General features: G+C 48.0%; 13 protein-coding genes. All 13 read right to left on the reverse strand.

The features are described 5' to 3' along the window. Positions 1-65 precede the first annotated feature (65 nt). Positions 66-1,427, reverse strand: a complete 1,362-nt coding sequence (locus ACLHR0_RS12320; RefSeq protein ID WP_436486918.1) for a RagB/SusD family nutrient uptake outer membrane protein — start codon at positions 1,425-1,427, stop codon at positions 66-68. Positions 1,428-1,438: 11 nt separating this feature from the next. Further along, positions 1,439-4,993, reverse strand: a complete 3,555-nt coding sequence (locus tag ACLHR0_RS12325) for a SusC/RagA family TonB-linked outer membrane protein (RefSeq protein WP_436486920.1) — start codon at positions 4,991-4,993, stop codon at positions 1,439-1,441. 263 nt (positions 4,994-5,256) lie between these two features. After that, a complete protein-coding gene (locus ACLHR0_RS12330; protein ID WP_429048798.1) occupies positions 5,257-6,381 on the reverse strand; it encodes a FecR family protein in 1,125 nt (374 codons plus the stop codon). 65 nt (positions 6,382-6,446) lie between these two features. Next, positions 6,447-7,061, reverse strand: coding sequence for an RNA polymerase sigma factor (locus ACLHR0_RS12335; protein WP_436486922.1), 615 nt, complete (start codon positions 7,059-7,061; stop codon positions 6,447-6,449). Positions 7,062-7,118: 57 nt separating this feature from the next. Beyond that, positions 7,119-8,207 (reverse strand): hypothetical protein, encoded by a 1,089-nt coding sequence (locus tag ACLHR0_RS12340; RefSeq protein ID WP_436486924.1) that lies wholly within the window; start codon positions 8,205-8,207, stop codon positions 7,119-7,121. Continuing rightward, positions 8,207-9,751, reverse strand: a complete 1,545-nt coding sequence (locus tag ACLHR0_RS12345) for a hypothetical protein (RefSeq protein WP_436486926.1) — start codon at positions 9,749-9,751, stop codon at positions 8,207-8,209. The genes ACLHR0_RS12340 and ACLHR0_RS12345 overlap by 1 nt, the downstream gene beginning before the upstream one ends. 137 nt (positions 9,752-9,888) lie before the next feature. Continuing rightward, positions 9,889-11,049 carry an acyltransferase family protein gene (locus ACLHR0_RS12350; protein WP_436486928.1) on the reverse strand — a complete coding sequence of 387 codons (1,161 nt, stop codon included), beginning with the start codon at positions 11,047-11,049 and terminating at the stop codon, positions 9,889-9,891. Positions 11,050-11,214: 165 nt separating this feature from the next. Further along, positions 11,215-11,856, reverse strand: a complete 642-nt coding sequence (locus ACLHR0_RS12355; RefSeq protein WP_436486930.1) for a class I SAM-dependent methyltransferase — start codon at positions 11,854-11,856, stop codon at positions 11,215-11,217. Positions 11,857-11,951: 95 nt separating this feature from the next. Next, positions 11,952-12,809 carry a helix-turn-helix domain-containing protein gene (locus tag ACLHR0_RS12360; RefSeq protein ID WP_436486932.1) on the reverse strand — a complete coding sequence of 286 codons (858 nt, stop codon included), beginning with the start codon at positions 12,807-12,809 and terminating at the stop codon, positions 11,952-11,954. A 51-nt stretch (positions 12,810-12,860) separates the two neighbouring features. Continuing rightward, entirely contained in the window at positions 12,861-13,739 is an 879-nt protein-coding gene (locus ACLHR0_RS12365) for a hypothetical protein (protein ID WP_436486934.1), read from the reverse strand. A gap of 15 nt (positions 13,740-13,754) precedes the next feature. Beyond that, positions 13,755-14,804 (reverse strand): 2Fe-2S iron-sulfur cluster-binding protein, encoded by a 1,050-nt coding sequence (locus ACLHR0_RS12370; RefSeq protein ID WP_436486936.1) that lies wholly within the window; start codon positions 14,802-14,804, stop codon positions 13,755-13,757. Positions 14,805-14,822: 18 nt separating this feature from the next. Further along, entirely contained in the window at positions 14,823-17,093 is a 2,271-nt protein-coding gene (locus tag ACLHR0_RS12375) for a heavy metal translocating P-type ATPase (RefSeq protein WP_436486938.1), read from the reverse strand. 78 nt (positions 17,094-17,171) lie between these two features. Further along, positions 17,172-17,759 (reverse strand): helix-turn-helix domain-containing protein, encoded by a 588-nt coding sequence (locus ACLHR0_RS12380; protein WP_436486940.1) that lies wholly within the window; start codon positions 17,757-17,759, stop codon positions 17,172-17,174. Positions 17,760-17,839: the final 80 nt, after the last annotated feature.

The raw sequence follows: 17,839 nt of genomic DNA on the forward strand, positions 1-17,839 counted from the left end.
CCTGAGCGGCTGCCTGGTGGCAGCCGCTCTACCGGACATCCCGGGTTATGATGGTTGGTTAAATATTATCTTGGGCTTTGCGCTATTTCCGGATTCAGCAGGATGTATTTTGTACCAATTGGAAAGATATACCGGTTGCTGTTTGGCTCCAGTGTATAGTTTACGCCTTTGAAAGTGCGGGTAACCGTTTTGGCAAAAGCGGCGTCTTTGTTCAGGCGTTTCTGGTCGAACCATCTTAATCCTATTCCAAAAAATTCGCGCTTTCTTTCATCCACTACCCTGCTGAGCGCTTCCGCCGGGGTGCCGGGTGTATACGCCGTATAGTCTGCTGTGAGGAATCGTTTTTCGCGCAGGCTGTTCAATACGTTGGTGGCGGTTACCGCATCCCCGGAGCGGGCAGCGCATTCTGCTTTAATCAGCATCATTTCCGGTACGCCAGGACCTTGTGTGATGGCATTGCCCTCGCGGCTGTAGCGATAGCGCCAGTAGCCATAACCTGTAAACGCCGGAAAAAAGTTGCCGCCCGGTTTTACAAACAAGGCATAGCGCATATCTTTTGTGCCGAGCAGCGACAACAACGCCGTGTCCAGTTGGATACCTCCCTGGTAGAAACCAGCGTTAATCTTTGAAAAGATCACTTCCGGATCTTTCAGCCGGTAGGGAAAAGTGGCTACACTCGTGGCGTAGTCACGGAGGTCCAGCACGCCGTTTTGCAGTGTCAGGGCCTGTTCTGCATAACTCCGCGCGGTAGTGAAATCGCGGGTCATCAGGTAAGTACGTGCCAACATGGCGTAGGCGGCTGCTTTAGAAGGGCGCGTATTATAATCAGGCAAAGCCGGCAGTGCGTCCACTGCCTGTTTCAGGTCGCCGGTAATCTGGTTGTACACCGTAGCTACAGCTACTCTTTGCAGCGATGCAAACAGGTCGGGCGTTAATAATAAAGGAACACCCAGGTCGGTGGCGGCGGTGGCGGCATCGTACTGCGCACTGTAAATATTCACCAGGCACCAGTAAGCATATGCCCGGTGTGTGAGCGCTTCTGCGAACAGCTGTTTCTTGTCTGCATCAGTACCATTTTCGCTGGCCATTACACCGGCCAGCACTTCGTTGCAGGTGTAAATTGTTTTGTACAGTTTGTCCCAGTCTCCATCCGACTGTGTATCACTCCAGTACTGCGGCTGCCACGTATAGGCATTCCCGTTAATATCGGTCATGGTAGCCTGTTTCGAGGAATCCAGGAAACGGGTATCATCACCGGAATAAATAGTGAGGCTGAAACCTGCTTCCAACTGGGAGTTATTATCCAGCAAAGCGCGGTAGTCTTTGGTGTAGGTAGGCGTACGTTTTCCTATCTGATCTATTTCCACGTATTTACGGCATCCTGTGGCCAGCGCCATTACCGCTACGAAATATATTAGTCTTTTCATTTTCTTCGCTGTTAGAATGATGCATTGATGTTAAACATATAGCTGGTTACCGGTGGCATGCTGTAATAGTTTGCATTTGAATTCAGGTACTCCGGATCAATCCCATCTTTATTAGCTCTCCATAAAATACCGAGGTTACGCGCACTGCCACTAACATTAAGACTTTTAATCACCCGTTGCGGCAATAATTCTTTCGGGAAGCTATAGGTGAGCGATATTTGTTGCAGGCGGATGTTGTCGGCCTTTCTTACCAGCTTATCCGAATTCCGGTAACGGACAATACTGTTGTTATTCACGTTTTCAAGACCCGGCACGTCGGTAAAGGCTTCATCACCTGGTTCCTTCCAGCGGTTAGCAAGATCCTTTTGCCTTCCGGGCAAACCAAAATAATACCCCGCAGATGTAGGATAGTTGGTGATCGCAGGTTTCATAAAAACATGCCCCATGTAATAGGTCATCTGCACCCTCATTTCAAATCTTTTATAGCGGAAGGTATTAAAGAACCCGCCGTGGTAAGGCGCTACTCTCACGCCCGCATATTTCAGGTCGTTTATATCAAATGCCGACGTAAGGTTGGTGGTATTGCTGATGATTTTATTGTTGCGGTCATAGATCTGGGTTTGACCTTTATTGTCCAGTCCTGCGGAGCGATATACAAACGTAGCGCCAATGGGATAGCCGTTTACCGGGGAGCCGCCGCTGATAAGGTTGGAGGCCTGTGTAATGTTATAGCGGTTATCAGTTACTTCGTTGGTACCATATGCAAAATTGAAAACAGAAGTAATGCCCCAGTCCCTTGTTTCCAGCAATTTACCTGCAATGCCGAACTCCATACCATGACTTTTCAGCGTACCAGTATTAAACTGCAGGGTAGACCAGCCATAGGTGGAGTTATACGGCAGCGTGGTGATGATGCCTTCGCTCCTTTTGGTGTAGGCATCTGCGGTTAGCGTTAAGCGGTTATTAAAGGCCCTGAGGTCAACTCCGAAATTGAGTGTTTTGGTCAGCTCCCATCCAAGTTGCTGGTTGCCCGGCGATTCAATAACACCGATGGGCAGTTGTGTGCTGGGATCTGTGGCAGCCAGATTGATAAGGGGTACATTGCTTCCTGCTAATGGCACCGAACCGCCGGTACCGTAGGTAACGCGGAGGTCTAACCCATTCAGCCAATGAATATTCTGCATAAATGATTCCTGGCCCATACTCCATTTCGCGCCGGCGGACCAGAAAGGTTTTGCGCGTTTGCTGCGTTCAAGACCCAACAGCGTATAGTCGTCGAAGCGCGCGCTGGCGGATAAATTGTATTTTGCTTTATAGGTATAATTGCCATTACCGAAATAACTGAGGTAGCGGTTCTTTTGTTCTGTTACCGGGGTGGTTACCGGGCCGATATTCTGCGTCCAGCCATACATGGTCATGAGCTGTGCATTGGGATCCACGGTAGCAAAGGTGTTGCCATCCGCATTATATCCATAGCGGGTAGACGCATATGACCTGCTATAGGTTTCCCTGATTTCCCCTCCTGCAAGTGCAATCAGCTGGTGATCCGGATTAAAATTACGGTGGATGTTCAGCATACCACGCAGGTTGTAATCGTAGGCATTGGCATCCGACAAATAATAACGGCCACCATAAGGCAGATTGTAAGTTGGTTTGCCGCTGGAAGGATTGGTCACCGTGTAAGTGTTCATCAATGTGCGTCCGGCGTAACTTTGCACATCATCCACGCTTTGAAGACTATTCGCATTACGCTGGTACATACCGGTCACGTCCAGGTTGGCCCAGTTTGTAAGTTTGAAATTGAGTCCTGCGTTGAGCCGGACCTGTTGCATACTATTTTTAGTGGTAGAATACCCCAATTCATCGATCGCATTATAAGTAGCGGGCAAAAAGCCTTTGGCCACCAGGCTGTCGTTTACTTCCGGGCGGAAGCCTACATTTCGCTGTATGTGGTTGCCATTTGCGTCTACCAGCATATCGTAGGGACGCAATGCAGTAGCGTTTTGTCCCAATGCGTCGGCAGCGGCATTATTAAAGTAAGTAGTGCCGCTCTGGTAGCTGAAACCGGTAGACAGCTTAACACGGCGGTTAAACAGATCGTTGGTGAGGTTACCGGTGAGGAACACGTTTTGTGCGCTGTTGCTCCTGAAAATAGGTTGGTCTTTATTAAAGTTACCGGAGAGATAGTAGCTGTTGTTATCGCCGCCGCCGGATACGGACAGGTTGTATTGCTGGTTCACGGCGGTGCGCAGCAGGTACTTTTCTATTTGCCCGTAGTTGTTGCGGGAGGAAATTTCCGCGATGGCGGCATCTGCCTGCGCCTGTGTGGCTGTTCCTCTTTTCACTTTGTAAAACCATTCCTGTACTTCGCTGGGATTGGATGCCTGCAATGGGTTATAATAGCCGAGCGAAAGTGCATCTGTAAAAAATCCTTTATTCAGCATTTCCATTTCAAGATCTACATATTCCGCGGTAGACATCCAGTTGAGATCCGAAATGGAAGGCGCTTTGGATACCCCGAATGTGGCGGAAAGGCTTACTGCGGGTGCTCCCCGCTTTCCTTTCTTTGTTTCTATCACAATAACGCCATTGGCGCCTCTTGCTCCCCAGATGGAAGTCGCCACCGCATCTTTCAGAAAGGTGATCTGTTCAATATCGTTCGGATTAAAAGACGACAGCACCGAACCATTGGCCATGACCGAGCCACCGAGTGTCGTCAGTTTTTGAGCATCCCCGGTGGGGATCATGGGAAAGCCATCCACTACGATGAGCGGCGCGGTAGTGTTGCCATAAGTATTGGTAGTACGGATCTGTATGGTGTTGCCCCTGATATCGAATTTTACGCCAGGCACTTTACCTTCCAGTCTTTCCATAATGTTATTGGAAGGCACTTCAGCCAGGTCTTTCGCAGTAATAATACTGTAAGAACCGGTAGCTCTTTCTTTTGAAATCGTCTGGTAACCGGTGGATACAGATACATTGATGGCGCTGATATCGATGGTGGCGCGTTCGAGTACGATTACCAGGTCGGTGTTGTTGCTGATCTTCACTTCCTGGGATTTGAAGCCTACGTAGCTGATCACCAGTACATCGCCTACATTCACGCTCAGATCGAAGCGCCCGTTTTCATCGTTGATCACTGACCGCCCGGTTCCTTTTACCTTGATGGTAGCGCCAAAGAGGATGTTACCCCGGGCATCTTTCACGATGCCCTGCACGGGAATCGTTACCAAAGGAGTGGTGGTATTGGCATAAGGCAGCGGAAGAGGCATTGTTTTTTTGCTGACGAAAATGGTTTGCTCCTGCAGCATATACTGCAATTCCTGGCCTTTGAAAATAATGTCGAGGAACTGCCCTAACGGCATATCCACGGCAGCCAGGTTCACTTTCTGCGTGCCTTTCAGCAGGTCTAAGTCACAAAATATGTGATAGCCCGTTTGCGACCGGATGGTTTGAAAAGCCTTTTCCAGCGTGATATTTTTGCCGGATAAGGTAACCGATTGGGAGACTCCTTTGGCGCTTACTCCCATCAGTGCGGCCGTTAATAATAGCGTGGTTAGTTTCATCACTAACAGAATTTTTTTGCAGAGACTATACCCTTTGGTTGTCTCATTGATTCCCCGAGATTTGGTTGAGAACCGGGGCCCTTCCTGCCTGCATCTGTGCATAGCATGGCCACTCCGGTTACAAGACGCATTTTTTTGCATAACTTGCAATTGGTTAGGTTGATTGAAAACAGTTGACGCGAATTAATTGTCTATCGTTCACCCTGGCTATAGGCCGCTCTGAATCCTACCTCAGAGCGGTTTTTTAGTATAGGGAAAAATACTTACGGTAATACTACCAGCCGGTTGCCGGCTTCTATCCGGAAATTCACCCCGGATGCTTTTAATCCTTCCAGGACCTGCGACAGGCTAAGGTTCCGGCCTATTTCACCGTAGAACTTCCTGGTGGGAATGGCGCCCTCGTATACGACTTCTATATTGTACCACCGGGATAATTGCCGCATGACTTCGGCGATTCCCAGCTGGTCGAAATTAAAGGTGCCTTCTTTCCAGGCAACTACCTGGGCGGTATTCACCTGGTTGTTTATTTTTATGTTGCTGTTTACTTCCGCTTGCTGCCCCGGCTGCAATATAGCCGCCTCGGTCCGGAGACTTATTTTCACGCTGCCCTCCAGGAGTGTAGCCCTGATGTTGGTTTCATCGTCATAGGCATTGATATTAAAGTGCGTGCCCAGCACTTCCAGCGTTGCCTGGTTATTGATTTGTACCCGGAAGGGTTTGGCAGCATCTTTCGCTACTTCAAAATACGCCTCTCCTTTTACCTCCACCTTTCGTTCATTTCCTGTGAAGGCCGTGGGGTAACGGATAGCGCTGGCGGCGTTGAGCCATACCTGGGAGCCGTCCGGCAATGTAAGCCGGAACTGCCTTGCCCGGGGTGTGCTTACGGTATTATACGCTATGCCCGAAGCTTTGCCGGCATCGTAACTGAGTCCTCCGTTTTGCATGATCACGGTGGTGCCGTTCTGGTTGGCGAGGATGCCGTTGCCCATACTGTCGAGCGTAATTTGCTTACCATCTGCCAGGGTGAGCATGGCCCCGCTGTGACCCGGCGCTACATCTGCTTTTCCGGCCAGTTCTTTTTTGGGTGTTCCGGGGCGTAATGTAAATACCAGTATGGCGGCCAGTACTGCGGCCGCGGCGGCGGGCCACCATATCCGCATCCTGCGGACCTTTGCCCGGTCCTGCTCCTGCAACCGGCGCCGGAGCTGTTCCAGGAAAGCCGGGGAGGCTTCTTCGTACAACACTGGTCCTGATGCCGCTTGTAATTGCTGATGAAATTCTTCCGCAGACACGGTTTCGTACCAGGAAAAAAATTCCATTTCTTCCTGTTCCGTCAGCGTACCGCTCCGGTATTTATTTAAAAGCGCTATTTTATTCCCGTTGTTCATAGATGGCACTATATACTACAGACGAACACGTGTTGTATTCGTATACGCCAAAAAGGAATTTTTTTTTATTTCCCGTTAAGCCAAAGCAGGAAAAGGATAGCAACAGGTCCGCCGTGCTGTTCCAGCACGGACTTTAAGGTATGGAAGGCGGCATAGTAATGTTTTTTCACCGTTACCACGGCGATGCCGAACCGGGCGGCAATTTCCTCAAAGCTCAGTCCTTCTTCGGTGCGCAGCAGGAAAATGTCGCGCTTTTGTTTGTCGAGGCCATTAATGGCCCGCAGGGCCGTATCATGTAATTCCTTATACTCCAGTGCATCCGGCATATCGGCTGCCGAGGCGCGCTGTTCCAGTGCTTCCATTGCCCGGAGATGTACTTTTTTCCGTCTTAACAGATCAAATACCAGGTTGCGGGCAATCCGGAAAGCATAATTTTCGAAGGACTTCACCAGCAACAGTTTTTCCCGGATCTTCCAGATCCGGAGAAATGTTTCCTGTAAAACCTCGTCGGTTTCATGGCGGTCCTGTGTAATAAAGTTAACGGCTACCTGCAGATTGGGGTAATACCAGGTGTACAATTGCGCATAGGCATCCTGGTCGCCATCGGCGGCTGCCTGTACCAGTAAATGTTCGTTGGAGAGCGGTACCCGGTGATATTGCGAAAAATGTGAACTAGCCAATCCGTTTGCAAGATACGGAAAATAAAAAACCATCCCTGAACGGGATGGTTCGCTTTATCATTGCACCCGCTGCTGTTGCTTCAGCAGCTTAGCCCTGTTGATGTCTTTCTGTGCCTCTTTAATATTGATCTCATTGCCCAGCTGCGTTTTGAGGTGTCCCCTGTTCTCAAAAAATTCAGCGCGGTTATTATTAATCTTTATTGCCTCATTGAAATCTTCCAAAGCAGACATCTGTTGGTTTAACTTCAGTTTTATCAGTCCCCTATTATTAAACATCATCGGTAGCTGGTTGCTGCTAACCCTATCAAACAACTTGTCGATCTGATCCAGCGCCTCCTGGAATTTCTGCTGCTGATACAGCTGGTTAGTCCGGTTAAGCAACTGTTCTATTCCTTGTGCTTTCACCAGGCTATCGATGTTTAAAAAGCTGTTCAGGGAAGCATCCGGCTGATTGACGAAATTATAGCCTTTTGCTATTGCCAGGAGCCGTTTGGCTTTGGTAGGGTGACTGCATCCTGCTTCGAGTTCAGGGGGCGGATGTTTATCCACCGCCTGAATGCCCGACTCTGCATTCTTTAAAGTTCCCTTCAGCTTCTTAATAATATACCCGGAGAAAAAATCTGCCTCTAATTCCCTTTGCCTGGAAAGGGCGTATGTTAACGCCTGGTTCCGGAGGGAATGCCCCAGAAAATGGTGCCCTACTTCATGCGCAAAGATGGCAAAGGCCACCCAGTCTGTATTCTGGGCTACTAATTTATTGAGGTATTGACGGTTGTATAAAATATACCGGGTACTGTCGCCACGGGTCATTACGGCTTTAAACACAGGCCCCGGAAAGGCGCATTCATACAGGATGAAATTTGCCGCCACCTGGTTGTCCGTTTCCATGCCTAATAACTGCTGGATCTTGAGAATTACCATAGCCGGGGTAAAACCATCTGCACTTAATGATGGCTGCATATCCGGGATACAATCATCTTCCAGCTGACTACTCACAAACCCGCAGGAAAAAAGGAAATTACTATCTTCCGGGATGGTATCGCTAAGCGGCTGTAAAACCGGGGCGGTCTGGCTGTATGCCCGGTATTGCCCCGGCAGCAGCATAACGGCTGCGCATAGCAACATACATACGATATACTTTGCCATTATCTGGTGAGGTTATAGGTGATCGCCAGGAAATGTCCCCATTTGTAAAAAGACTCCGTTTCCACTGTTGTTCCAATCGTTGCCTTTGGAACGATCTGGCCTTCCTGGTATTTCGAAGAAAGCAATGTTGCCTGGGTGAGTGTCCATCCAAAGCTAGCGATAAACCGCTGTTCACGGCCTAAGGCCGCAGAAACGCCCAGGTGGTAATTGAACTTTGTGGTAGACCCTGTGGACAAGCTCACCCCTACAGCCAACGCTGGCTGAAAGTCCCACCCTGTTCTGTAGTAGGCGTGCATCAGTGCGCCGAGAGAGGGTACTACTTTATTGCGGTTATCATTTCTCCCTATTTTCACATTATCCGGATCGCCGCTGATGCTATCCAGCCGGTAAGACTGGTCAAAGAAATTGTCGCTTCCAAAATTCATAAAGAAGCCGGTGCTGAAGTCGAGTTTAAACCCGCCATACGTTCTGACGATAATCGGGGCTTGTAAGCCAGGATCCGCACAAGTGGTGTTATCTTTTGGTTCTATTTTGATGTCAAATTTCAGTTCATCTTTATCTGCAATAGCTGCCTGCCTGATGATATAATTGATGGGGTTGATCACCTTATAGCTATTCACTATCAAATTCTTCTGATCAAGCAGTTTATAATTATCAATGATTTCAATCCCTTTTTTAACGGCCGCCTCATTGGATTGTTTCGTTTCCACTCTTTCATTGGTAACCCTGATGGCCTTATCGAGGATAAGGTTATCGTTGGCAAACTCTTCTGCTTTAGCTGTCTTCTTTACGGTTACCAACTTTGCCATCAGCTTGTCAGCATCTTCTTTAAAAGGTTTTGCGGCCTCATTAATGTCCTTCTCCAATTGCTCCAGCGTTGCCTTTTCAGTGGTAGCCACCTGCGTATAGTGATCGAGGATATTAATCACCTGGGCGAGCAACAGTTCTTTTGAGGCCGCTGCTGTTTCCGTTCCGATTTTATTATTGTTGACAAAAGCGGTGGTGGCTGCCAGGAGGTTTGTCTCCGCCTGCGGGTAGGCGCCATCACAGGCCTCTTTTATGGCTATCAGTTCATTTTTATAATAGAGGCTATGTTGCAGTACTGCTACTGCTTTTTTAAATTTCTCCAGGCTCTCCCAGTAATTATCCAGTTTATCATTTAACTTTTTATAGCTTGCTTTAAACGGCGTTAACTCCGCCTGGTACGAGGTTTTCAATTTCAACACACCATCGTTAAATGAAAATGCGGCGCCACCTGCGGGTTTAGGATCATCTGCGGTACCAAGATCAACGGTTGATCCGTCGAGTTTTGAGAGGATAGCCGGTTGTTGCACGAAGAAATTGGTACTGGTATTATTTACCTGGATGTTGTAGCGGCTTTTATTGATATTAATGATTTCCAGTACCACCAGGTTTCCATGCTTTACGCGGTGCTTTATCCTTGATTTGGGTAAATGCTGGTAGTCGATCAGGATGGTATCGGGCGACTGGGCGTACAGGTCTGCTATAGGTAACAGGAATAATAATGAAAGGAACTTTTTCATGTGTAACTATTAGGGATAAGGAATAATTGTCGGGGGCTACGAAGTACTAATCTGCTCTAAGATAAGAAATATTACATAAAAAAAGCATGGCATCTTTCTTCCGGATGATACCATGCTTTTATCATATCGTTGTTAAACTAAACTTTCAGGAACACCTTCTGTTTATACATAAAATACAGGAATAACCATTTTAGAAATACCAGGGAGATGCTGAGGGCCACCGCGCCGAACGGGTCTCCTACCAACTGCCCAAGCCATTTAAAAAACACCTCATTGCTATAGTTCCAGTCGATAAAGTGGCCCGAAATATAGATGAGAATAGAGTTCATTCCAATCACGCGGAAAAAGAAAGCCCATTTTTTATACCCTGCAATATCGATAACATAATAGAAAAGCGCGAGCAACAACAGGCTGATACCGCCTACCTGCAACACAAATGAACTGGTCCACAGATTTTTATTAATGGGAAAATCAAGGTTCCACAACTGTGCCAGCACTAAAAAAACGAGTCCTGTAAGGGCCATTACGCCTACTTTCTTTACCGGGGCCATCGTGCTGTTCCGTAATAAATTACCGGTGAGAATCCCCAACATCGCGGTGCTGATAGCCGGGAAGGTGGAGGTAAATCCTTCCGGATCATGAATACCGAGATACAATTTACCAGGAACAACGAGACGGTCCACGTACGATGCGAAATTCCCTTCCATGGTAAGATCACCGGGCGAAAATCCGGGCGCCGCTGTAAACTTCAGCAGCAGCCAGTACGCGACCAGGATACCTACGAACCAGATCATTTGCGCCCGTTCCTTTGTATACAGGTAAATGATGTTGGCAAACATATAAGCCAGGCCGATACGACCTAAAACGCTGCAAAATCTTATCTGCGATACCGGCTGCAATTGCAGGCCGTTATTATAAATAACACCCAGCAACACCAGTACCAGTCCTCTTTTTATTACACGCAACAGCAGCTGGGTGCGGCTTTTACCTTTTTCCAGTTCCCTGCCTACCGAATACGGCGTGGAAACACCGGCCATGAACAGGAAAAGCGGGAATATCAGATCATAGAAATGAAATCCGTTCCACGCAGGATGTTCAAGCTGTACGGCGATGGCACCCCAGAAAGGAGATCCTGTTGCCTTTGCTATTTCATGAAAGATGGAGCCGCCGCCCATAATCCAGAACATATCAAATCCCCGGAGGGCATCTAATGAGTAAAGCCGGCCTTTTTTTTCATTGTCACGGTTTATTGCTGCCGGGGTCCCGGTTTCCACCGGCAATGCTGTTAATGTGCTCATTGTTGAAGAGATCAAACGATTAGTGTATAATTTCAAACGATTTTGGCAGCATACAAGCTAATAAAAATGGCGCTAACTTTTTCTAAAATTAATCTGCAGGAAAATCAGCCCATTATATCAGCAACTAAAAGATTGATTATCAACATTGTTATTCCTAACATTTAATTACCGGCGCCGCTTTCTTCCCGTAAATCTTACTACAGCGCCTTTTCCAATATGACATTGCCCTTCACTTAAAAGGATTTCTTCTTCCTCCAGTGTCAGTATATCATAGTTCTCAAAGTCTGCTGCTATCTCTGTTTTGGAAAGCAGCATATTCATATCTGTTGGCCCACCTACAGCAGGATTGAGCTTCTTCAGCTCTACATGCTTTTTACTGAAGGCCTCTAAAATAATGATCCCGCCAGGTTTAAGGTAGCTGCTTAATTGTTGGTGAAATATAGATTTTTTAGCGGCGGCGAAGTGCGCATACACCAGCCCGATAGCATCAAATGATTCCTTTTCAAACGTTAGCTGCTCCAGGTCGCCGACAATATATTCCAGGCTAACATGGTTTGCTGCGGCCAGTTGCAATGCCTTTGATTTCCCTGCTGCACTCAGATCAAATGAAGTTACCTTCCATCCAAGCTGTGCAGCGAATACACCATTGCGACCTTCTCCGTCTGCCGGCATCAGTATGGCGCCCGGCTCAAATTGCTGCAGCCATTCGCTGAAAAAATCATTCGGGGCTTTCCCATAGGCGTACTCGTTGTTTTTATACCGGTCGTCCCACATATTTTTGTATTGCTCATCCCAGGATTGATTCATATACGTTGATTTATAATTAAAAAATGAGAGGGTTTCCGCAAAGGTAATGGGAGCGGCACACAGAGGAGTAGGACAAAAATGTAGTAGTATAGGATTTATCTGTAATCGCGTCTGAACGTTTCGGGTGAATAGCCTGTATGTTTTTTGAAGAACCTGATGAAATAGGAAACATCTTCGTAGCCAAGATGATCTGCTATCTGGTTTACCTGCCCGGATGTTGCCAGTAGCTGTCTTTTGGCTTCCAGTATAATATATTCATTAATAAGTGCTGAACAGGTTTTACCTATCGTTGCCTTGGTGATGGCATTCAGCTGATAGCTGGAAAGATTCAGCATCCCGGCATATTGGGATACCTCCTTACACTTTAAAACATGCGTCTCCAAAAGACTGAACAACGCATCCAGTTGCTCCTGCCTGTAAATGTTTGCGTTGCGGTGAGCATCATTACCGGACTGTCTTATCAGCTGAATAAACAACACATCCAGGTGGGCTTTAATAACATGCCGGTAGTTTTCCTGTTTGCCGGTATATTCCCGGAAGATATCAGTTAATATCGCCTGCAATTGTTGAAACCCGGCAGCATTAAGCTGATAGTGGTTGATATTTCCTGCCCTGCGTAACAACTGGCTGGATACTTTGTGATGAGAGAAACAGAATCCGTCATTGAAATGCATCATGTACCCTGTGCTGCCTGCTTTCAATACTAACCGGTGTACCTGGCCCGGGCGAAGAAAAAAAACAGTATGGTCGCCGATCACGTAGCGGGTGAAGTCAATATCATGACTACCGCTTCCCTTCTCCAAAACAAGCATATAAAAGAAGTCGTGCCGGTGATACTCCTGCACCATGTCATCCCCATCCAGTAAGGTCTGAAGATCCCGGATGCCGAAGCCTTCAGCAGCATCCGTACCTTTTTCCGCTGTAGTAATATGTCTGACAGGTATCTTTTCCATTTAACTGCACTCCAGTAAAATTATTATTGCTGCAATGTGAGTCAAATGTAATTACATTTTCATAAGCCCGGGGTAGATCCTTAAATATACCTGGAGCGCCAGCGGATTTTTGCCATACAAATCATGCAGGGATTTATCATCAAAGAAAACACTCAGCTGCCCACCCAATGCAAGCCGCGTTTTTGCAATATTCAGCAGGTCGTAACTTACCCCTGCGGTAAGTGCGTTAACCGGAAACAGGGCATCACCGTACTTCGCAGGATCAAGATCCAATTCTTCCACTGATTTCTGTACCCATTCGTAGCGGGTATAAACCGCTGCTTTCTTCATCTGCCATGCTCCTTCCAGCAGGAACGCGTTCTCTCCTTCATGACCGGGCGTTTTATTCAGGCCCCACAGCGTTGTTACATTCATCCGGTTATCGTTGCGCATTGGCAGGCTGAATATGGCAGAAGCGGTAGTCCGGTTAACATCTTCACCGGGATGAAGCGCTTCGGGGCTTTTAACGTAGCCGTGTGACACCTGGAATGCCCAGTTGCGGGAAGGGTTAAAGGAAAGCCTGCCACTCCAGGAATCAAATCGCATTTTATCGAAGTTGTACCTGTTCTCGTCGGGCTCCCTTCCTGTAAAGAGTGACCCTTCCAATTTAAACTTATCCACGCGCACACCGAGGGTGGCCACTCCGAAAGTGATATGCGTTCCGTCGTTCCAGTGATGACTGACAGGCGCATCCGGGTTTGCTAACGCAGACGGGCGATGCATAAAGGCAACAGATCCCAATGCCGGTTCACCCGGATAGCCGAAATAAGCAAAGGCGTCTACTTTTTTTGAAAAAGCATAACTGTAACTGACGGATAATTCAGAAAACAGGTCATGCGGATGCTGGCGGTCGACCAGTGGCTGTCCCTTCCAGCTTTCGCCAGATCCCACGAGTATTATGCCACTTTAGCCTATCTCTACCGTCACATCATCCGTAAGTGGAAAGCTCTGGCAAAGCAGCACCATTCCCTCATCCAGCTCCTGTTGCCTGAGCGCATAATTACCGCGCATTTTTACTTTCCCGGCAGTGAGTTTCGCCGCACAAATACCGCAGGTGCCTCCTTTGCAGGAATATGGCAATGGTATCCTGTCTTCCAGCGCCGCTTCGAGAATCGTTTTGCCGGCGGCCACGTCCAGCAGGTTGCTCTGTTCGTAAAAGTGGAGCAATACTTCCTGCGCGGCACCGGGCAATACTTCCTCTTCTTTGCTACTATCCGGGGAAAACCATTCCATGAAAATACGATCTGCCGGCACTTGCAGCGCTTCCAGCACTTCCTGCTGCATTTTCATCAAGCCTGATGGACCGCAGAGAAAATAGTGAACCCCCTCACCGGAATCGGTCACTGCCTGTTGAATAAGCTTACGGGTAACCAGTTTGCCCAGTCTGCCGCTGATAAATTCGGGGGCAGCTGCTCCTTCATAAACTGATATCGCGTGATAAACGTTGATCCGTTCCCGGTAGTGTTCCTTCCACTGTGCAATGTCATCTCTGAATATAATTTCATCCGGTGTACGACTGGCGTAGACGAGTGTAACATGTGTGTCCGGAGCGGTATCGATCACTGACCTGGCAATGGCATACAAAGGTGTGATCCCGCTTCCGCCGGCCAGCAGCACAACGTGCTTTGCCTGATAGCTACCGGGTACCGGCGTAAATGAGCCATAGGGACCGGATACTGTCCAATGTTCAATGGCGGAGGCCTTATCGGCAATATAGTTGCTCATGATGCCACCGGCTACTCTTTTTACGGTAATGGCTGGTTGTTTATCCCTGCTACAGACTGTGCTTAAAGAATAAGACCTGGTAACAGTGGCGCCGTTGATCGTTAATGTTAGATTGATAAACTGGCCGGGTTGATATATAAAAGGCTGGCCGCCGGTATCAAACTTTATGGTGACTGTGGAGGCAGTTTCCCGGATGATACCCGCGGTGCGCCAGATCTGTACATTGTTCATGCTTTCTGATGATTTATTTTAAAGACGTGCGGCTTTTAAACGCAAACTATTGCTGACCACACTTACTGAGCTGAGGGCCATCGCAGCACCGGCAATCATAGGATCTAATAAAAATCCGTTGACAGGGAATAAAACACCGGCGGCAATGGGAATACCAATAATGTTGTAGATGAATGCCCAAAAGAGGTTCTGTTTAATGGTGCTAACCGTTTTCCGCGACAGCTTCAGCGCTTTTGGAATGCTATTGAGATCTGAGGTAATCAACGTCATTTTGGCCACATCCATGGCGATATCCGATCCTTTGCCCATGGCAATACTTACATCCGCCTGGGCCAGTGCCTGTGAGTCGTTGATACCATCGCCCACCATCGCCACCACTTTTCCGGATTGCTGCAATTCTTTTACAAATGCAGCTTTATGGGAAGGGAGTACTTCTGCTTTATAGTGCTTCAATCCAACTTTCCTGGCTACCGCTGCGGCGGTGTGGGTGTTATCACCGGTAAGCATATATACCTCAATGCCTTGTTTTTGCAAGGATGCAATCGCTTCCCTGGAGGTTTCCTTTATTTTATCGGCGATGGCGATGACCGCCAGCAGTTGTTTGCCTGCGGCAAAATAGATCACTGTTTTGGCATCTTCCTGCAAGGCAGCGGCTTGTGTTGCCTGTTGCGGATCGATGGTGACATTGTTCTCCTCCATCAGTTTGCGGTTACCCACCAGGTAAACAGTTTGTTCAAAAGTGCCTTGTATCCCCTTACCGGTAAGGCTTTCAAAGGCAGACAACTTAGCGAATGCTGCGCCGTTGTCTTTCAGGTAAGATACTACGGCCTCCGCCAGCGGGTGTTCCGACTGTTGTTCAAGTGCATACAATACTGATTGGGCTGCGGAGTGGGTATGAGCAGGTGCATGCCAAACCAGGTCAGTTACCACCGGTTTACCTTCCGTAATGGTACCGGTTTTGTCGAGGATGATGGCATTCACTTTATGCGCCAGCTCCAGGCTTTCGGCATCTTTAATAAGGATATTATTTTCGGCGCCCTTCCCTACTCCTACCATGATGGCGGTGGGTGTTGCCAGTCCTAATGCACACGGACAAGCGATCACCAATACCGTTACCGAGGTAAGCAGTGCATGGGTGAAAGCATTATTGCCACCAAACACCATCCAGGAAACGAATGTAAGGATAGCAATGCCTATTACCACCGGTACAAAGATCCCTGCAATCCTGTCTACCAGCTTCTGAACAGGCGCTTTACTGCCCTGTGCTTCCTGCACCATTTTGATAATCTGGGCCAGGAGTGTATCTGCGCCTACTTTTTCTGCACGGAAACGGAAACTGCCTTTCTGGTTGATGGTACCGGCAAATACTGTATCACCGGCATGTTTAGCCACCGGCACCGGTTCGCCGGTGATCATACTTTCATCCACGTAGGAAGTTCCGTCTGCCAGCTTTCCGTCTACCGGGATCTTTTCTCCCGGCTTTACCAGCAGCAGGTCCTGGACTTTTACAGCGGAGACAGGAATTTCGCGGGTTTCGCCGGATTCATCTACCAGCAATACTGTTTTGGGTTGCAGACCGATAAGTTTTTTTATGGCAGATGAGGTATTGGATTTGGCTTTTTCTTCCAGGAGTTTACCGAGTGATATAAATGCAATGACCACAGCGGCCGCTTCAAAATACACATGTGCATGTAATCCGCGCTGGTGCCAGAACCCGGGATATATTGTATTGAAGGCACTGAACAACCAGGCGATACCGGTACTCAGCGCCACCAGTGTATCCATATTGGCTTTCCTGTGCCTGGCCTGCTTCCAGGCATTGATGAAGAAGTTGCGGCCCAGGAAGAACACCACCGGGGTAGCAAGCGCCATCATGATCCAGTTGCCGTATGGCATATTCATAAAGAACATCCCGATGATAACAATGGGAAGCGATAATACCGATGCCCAGATAGTACGTTGTTTTACCTCGCGATAGTGACGCTGCTGTGCTTCTTCCTTTACTTCATCCTGGTTTTCTTTGTCTATCACCAGGTCGTACCCCACTGAACGGACGCTGCTTTGCAGCATTTCAGGGGTGACGGCGGCATGATCGTATTGTACCCAGGCGGTTTGATTGGCGAAGTTAACGCCGGCGTCCTGTACGCCGGGCACCGATTTCAACATGGACTCCACGCTAACGGCGCATGCCGCGCAGGTCATTTCCAACACGGGAAAGGTTTCTTTTGTGGTACCGGCAGCGTGCTTCCTGTTGGTGGTTGGTTCCTGTAATGATATAGCTGATGACATATATTGCTGATTTTCTACAAAACTACGCTGCTGCCGGGGCACGTATGTTACACTATTCAGGGGGAATTGTATATAATTTTAAGACCGGTTGTCAGGGTGATGGGTCAGGGCCTGCTTTGATTTCCTGATTTCTTTAAAGTGAGAGGTATTGAGGCCGGTTTGATCTTTAAACTGCCGGGACAGATGGGCGCCGCTGCTATAACCCAGTTTAAAGGCAATGTCTGAAAGGGTTTCATCGGTATAAACCAGTAATTCCTTTACTTTCTCTACACGGTATTCTTTGATATATTTCTCCAGGGTAACGCCTTCTGCTTCTGAAAATATATTGCTGATCATACTATAATCTTTATTCAGCGCGCTGGATACTACCTCTGAAAACCTGAAGTTATCCGGGAAGTCATAGGATCCCGAATACACCTGGTCGATCAGGTTCTTCACCTCTCTTACCAGCTTCGTCTTTTTATCTTCCAGCAGGGTGAATCCCAGCAGCGCTAATTTCTCCCGGAGAGTATCCATATCCGGTTCTGATAATGCCGTTATGGTGGTTACCTGCCCCAGCACAATGCCGGCTACCGGTATCCGCAGCTCGTGCAGCGCTTCTTTCACCGCAAGGATACACCTGTCGCAAACCATTCCCTTAATAAATATCTTATAGTTACTTAGCATATAAACAGTATTTGAGCTATGCAAAGTTCAACTATTCCACCGGCAGGGGTATTATAAAATTCAGGGGAATATTTATATAA

The organism is Chitinophaga sp. ARDCPP14, assembly GCF_051362515.1.
In the GTDB taxonomy this organism is placed as follows: Bacteria; Bacteroidota; Bacteroidia; order Chitinophagales; family Chitinophagaceae; genus Chitinophaga.

What these genes read in the sequence shown, in the direction of transcription:
- ACLHR0_RS12375 (WP_436486938.1), bottom strand. Translation starts at nt 17,093, where the DNA reads ATGTCATCAGCTATATCATTACAGGAACCAACCACCAACAGGAAGCAC.
- ACLHR0_RS12355 (WP_436486930.1), bottom strand. Translation starts at nt 11,856, where the DNA reads ATGAATCAATCCTGGGATGAGCAATACAAAAATATGTGGGACGACCGG.
- ACLHR0_RS12360 (WP_436486932.1), bottom strand. Translation starts at nt 12,809, where the DNA reads ATGGAAAAGATACCTGTCAGACATATTACTACAGCGGAAAAAGGTACG.
- ACLHR0_RS12350 (WP_436486928.1), bottom strand. Translation starts at nt 11,049, where the DNA reads ATGAGCACATTAACAGCATTGCCGGTGGAAACCGGGACCCCGGCAGCA.
- ACLHR0_RS12345 (WP_436486926.1), bottom strand. Translation starts at nt 9,751, where the DNA reads ATGAAAAAGTTCCTTTCATTATTATTCCTGTTACCTATAGCAGACCTG.
- ACLHR0_RS12325 (WP_436486920.1), bottom strand. Translation starts at nt 4,993, where the DNA reads ATGAAACTAACCACGCTATTATTAACGGCCGCACTGATGGGAGTAAGC.
- ACLHR0_RS12320 (WP_436486918.1), bottom strand. Translation starts at nt 1,427, where the DNA reads ATGAAAAGACTAATATATTTCGTAGCGGTAATGGCGCTGGCCACAGGA.
- ACLHR0_RS12330 (WP_429048798.1), bottom strand. Translation starts at nt 6,381, where the DNA reads ATGAACAACGGGAATAAAATAGCGCTTTTAAATAAATACCGGAGCGGT.
- ACLHR0_RS12380 (WP_436486940.1), bottom strand. Translation starts at nt 17,759, where the DNA reads ATGCTAAGTAACTATAAGATATTTATTAAGGGAATGGTTTGCGACAGG.
- ACLHR0_RS12370 (WP_436486936.1), bottom strand. Translation starts at nt 14,804, where the DNA reads ATGAACAATGTACAGATCTGGCGCACCGCGGGTATCATCCGGGAAACT.
- ACLHR0_RS12340 (WP_436486924.1), bottom strand. Translation starts at nt 8,207, where the DNA reads ATGGCAAAGTATATCGTATGTATGTTGCTATGCGCAGCCGTTATGCTG.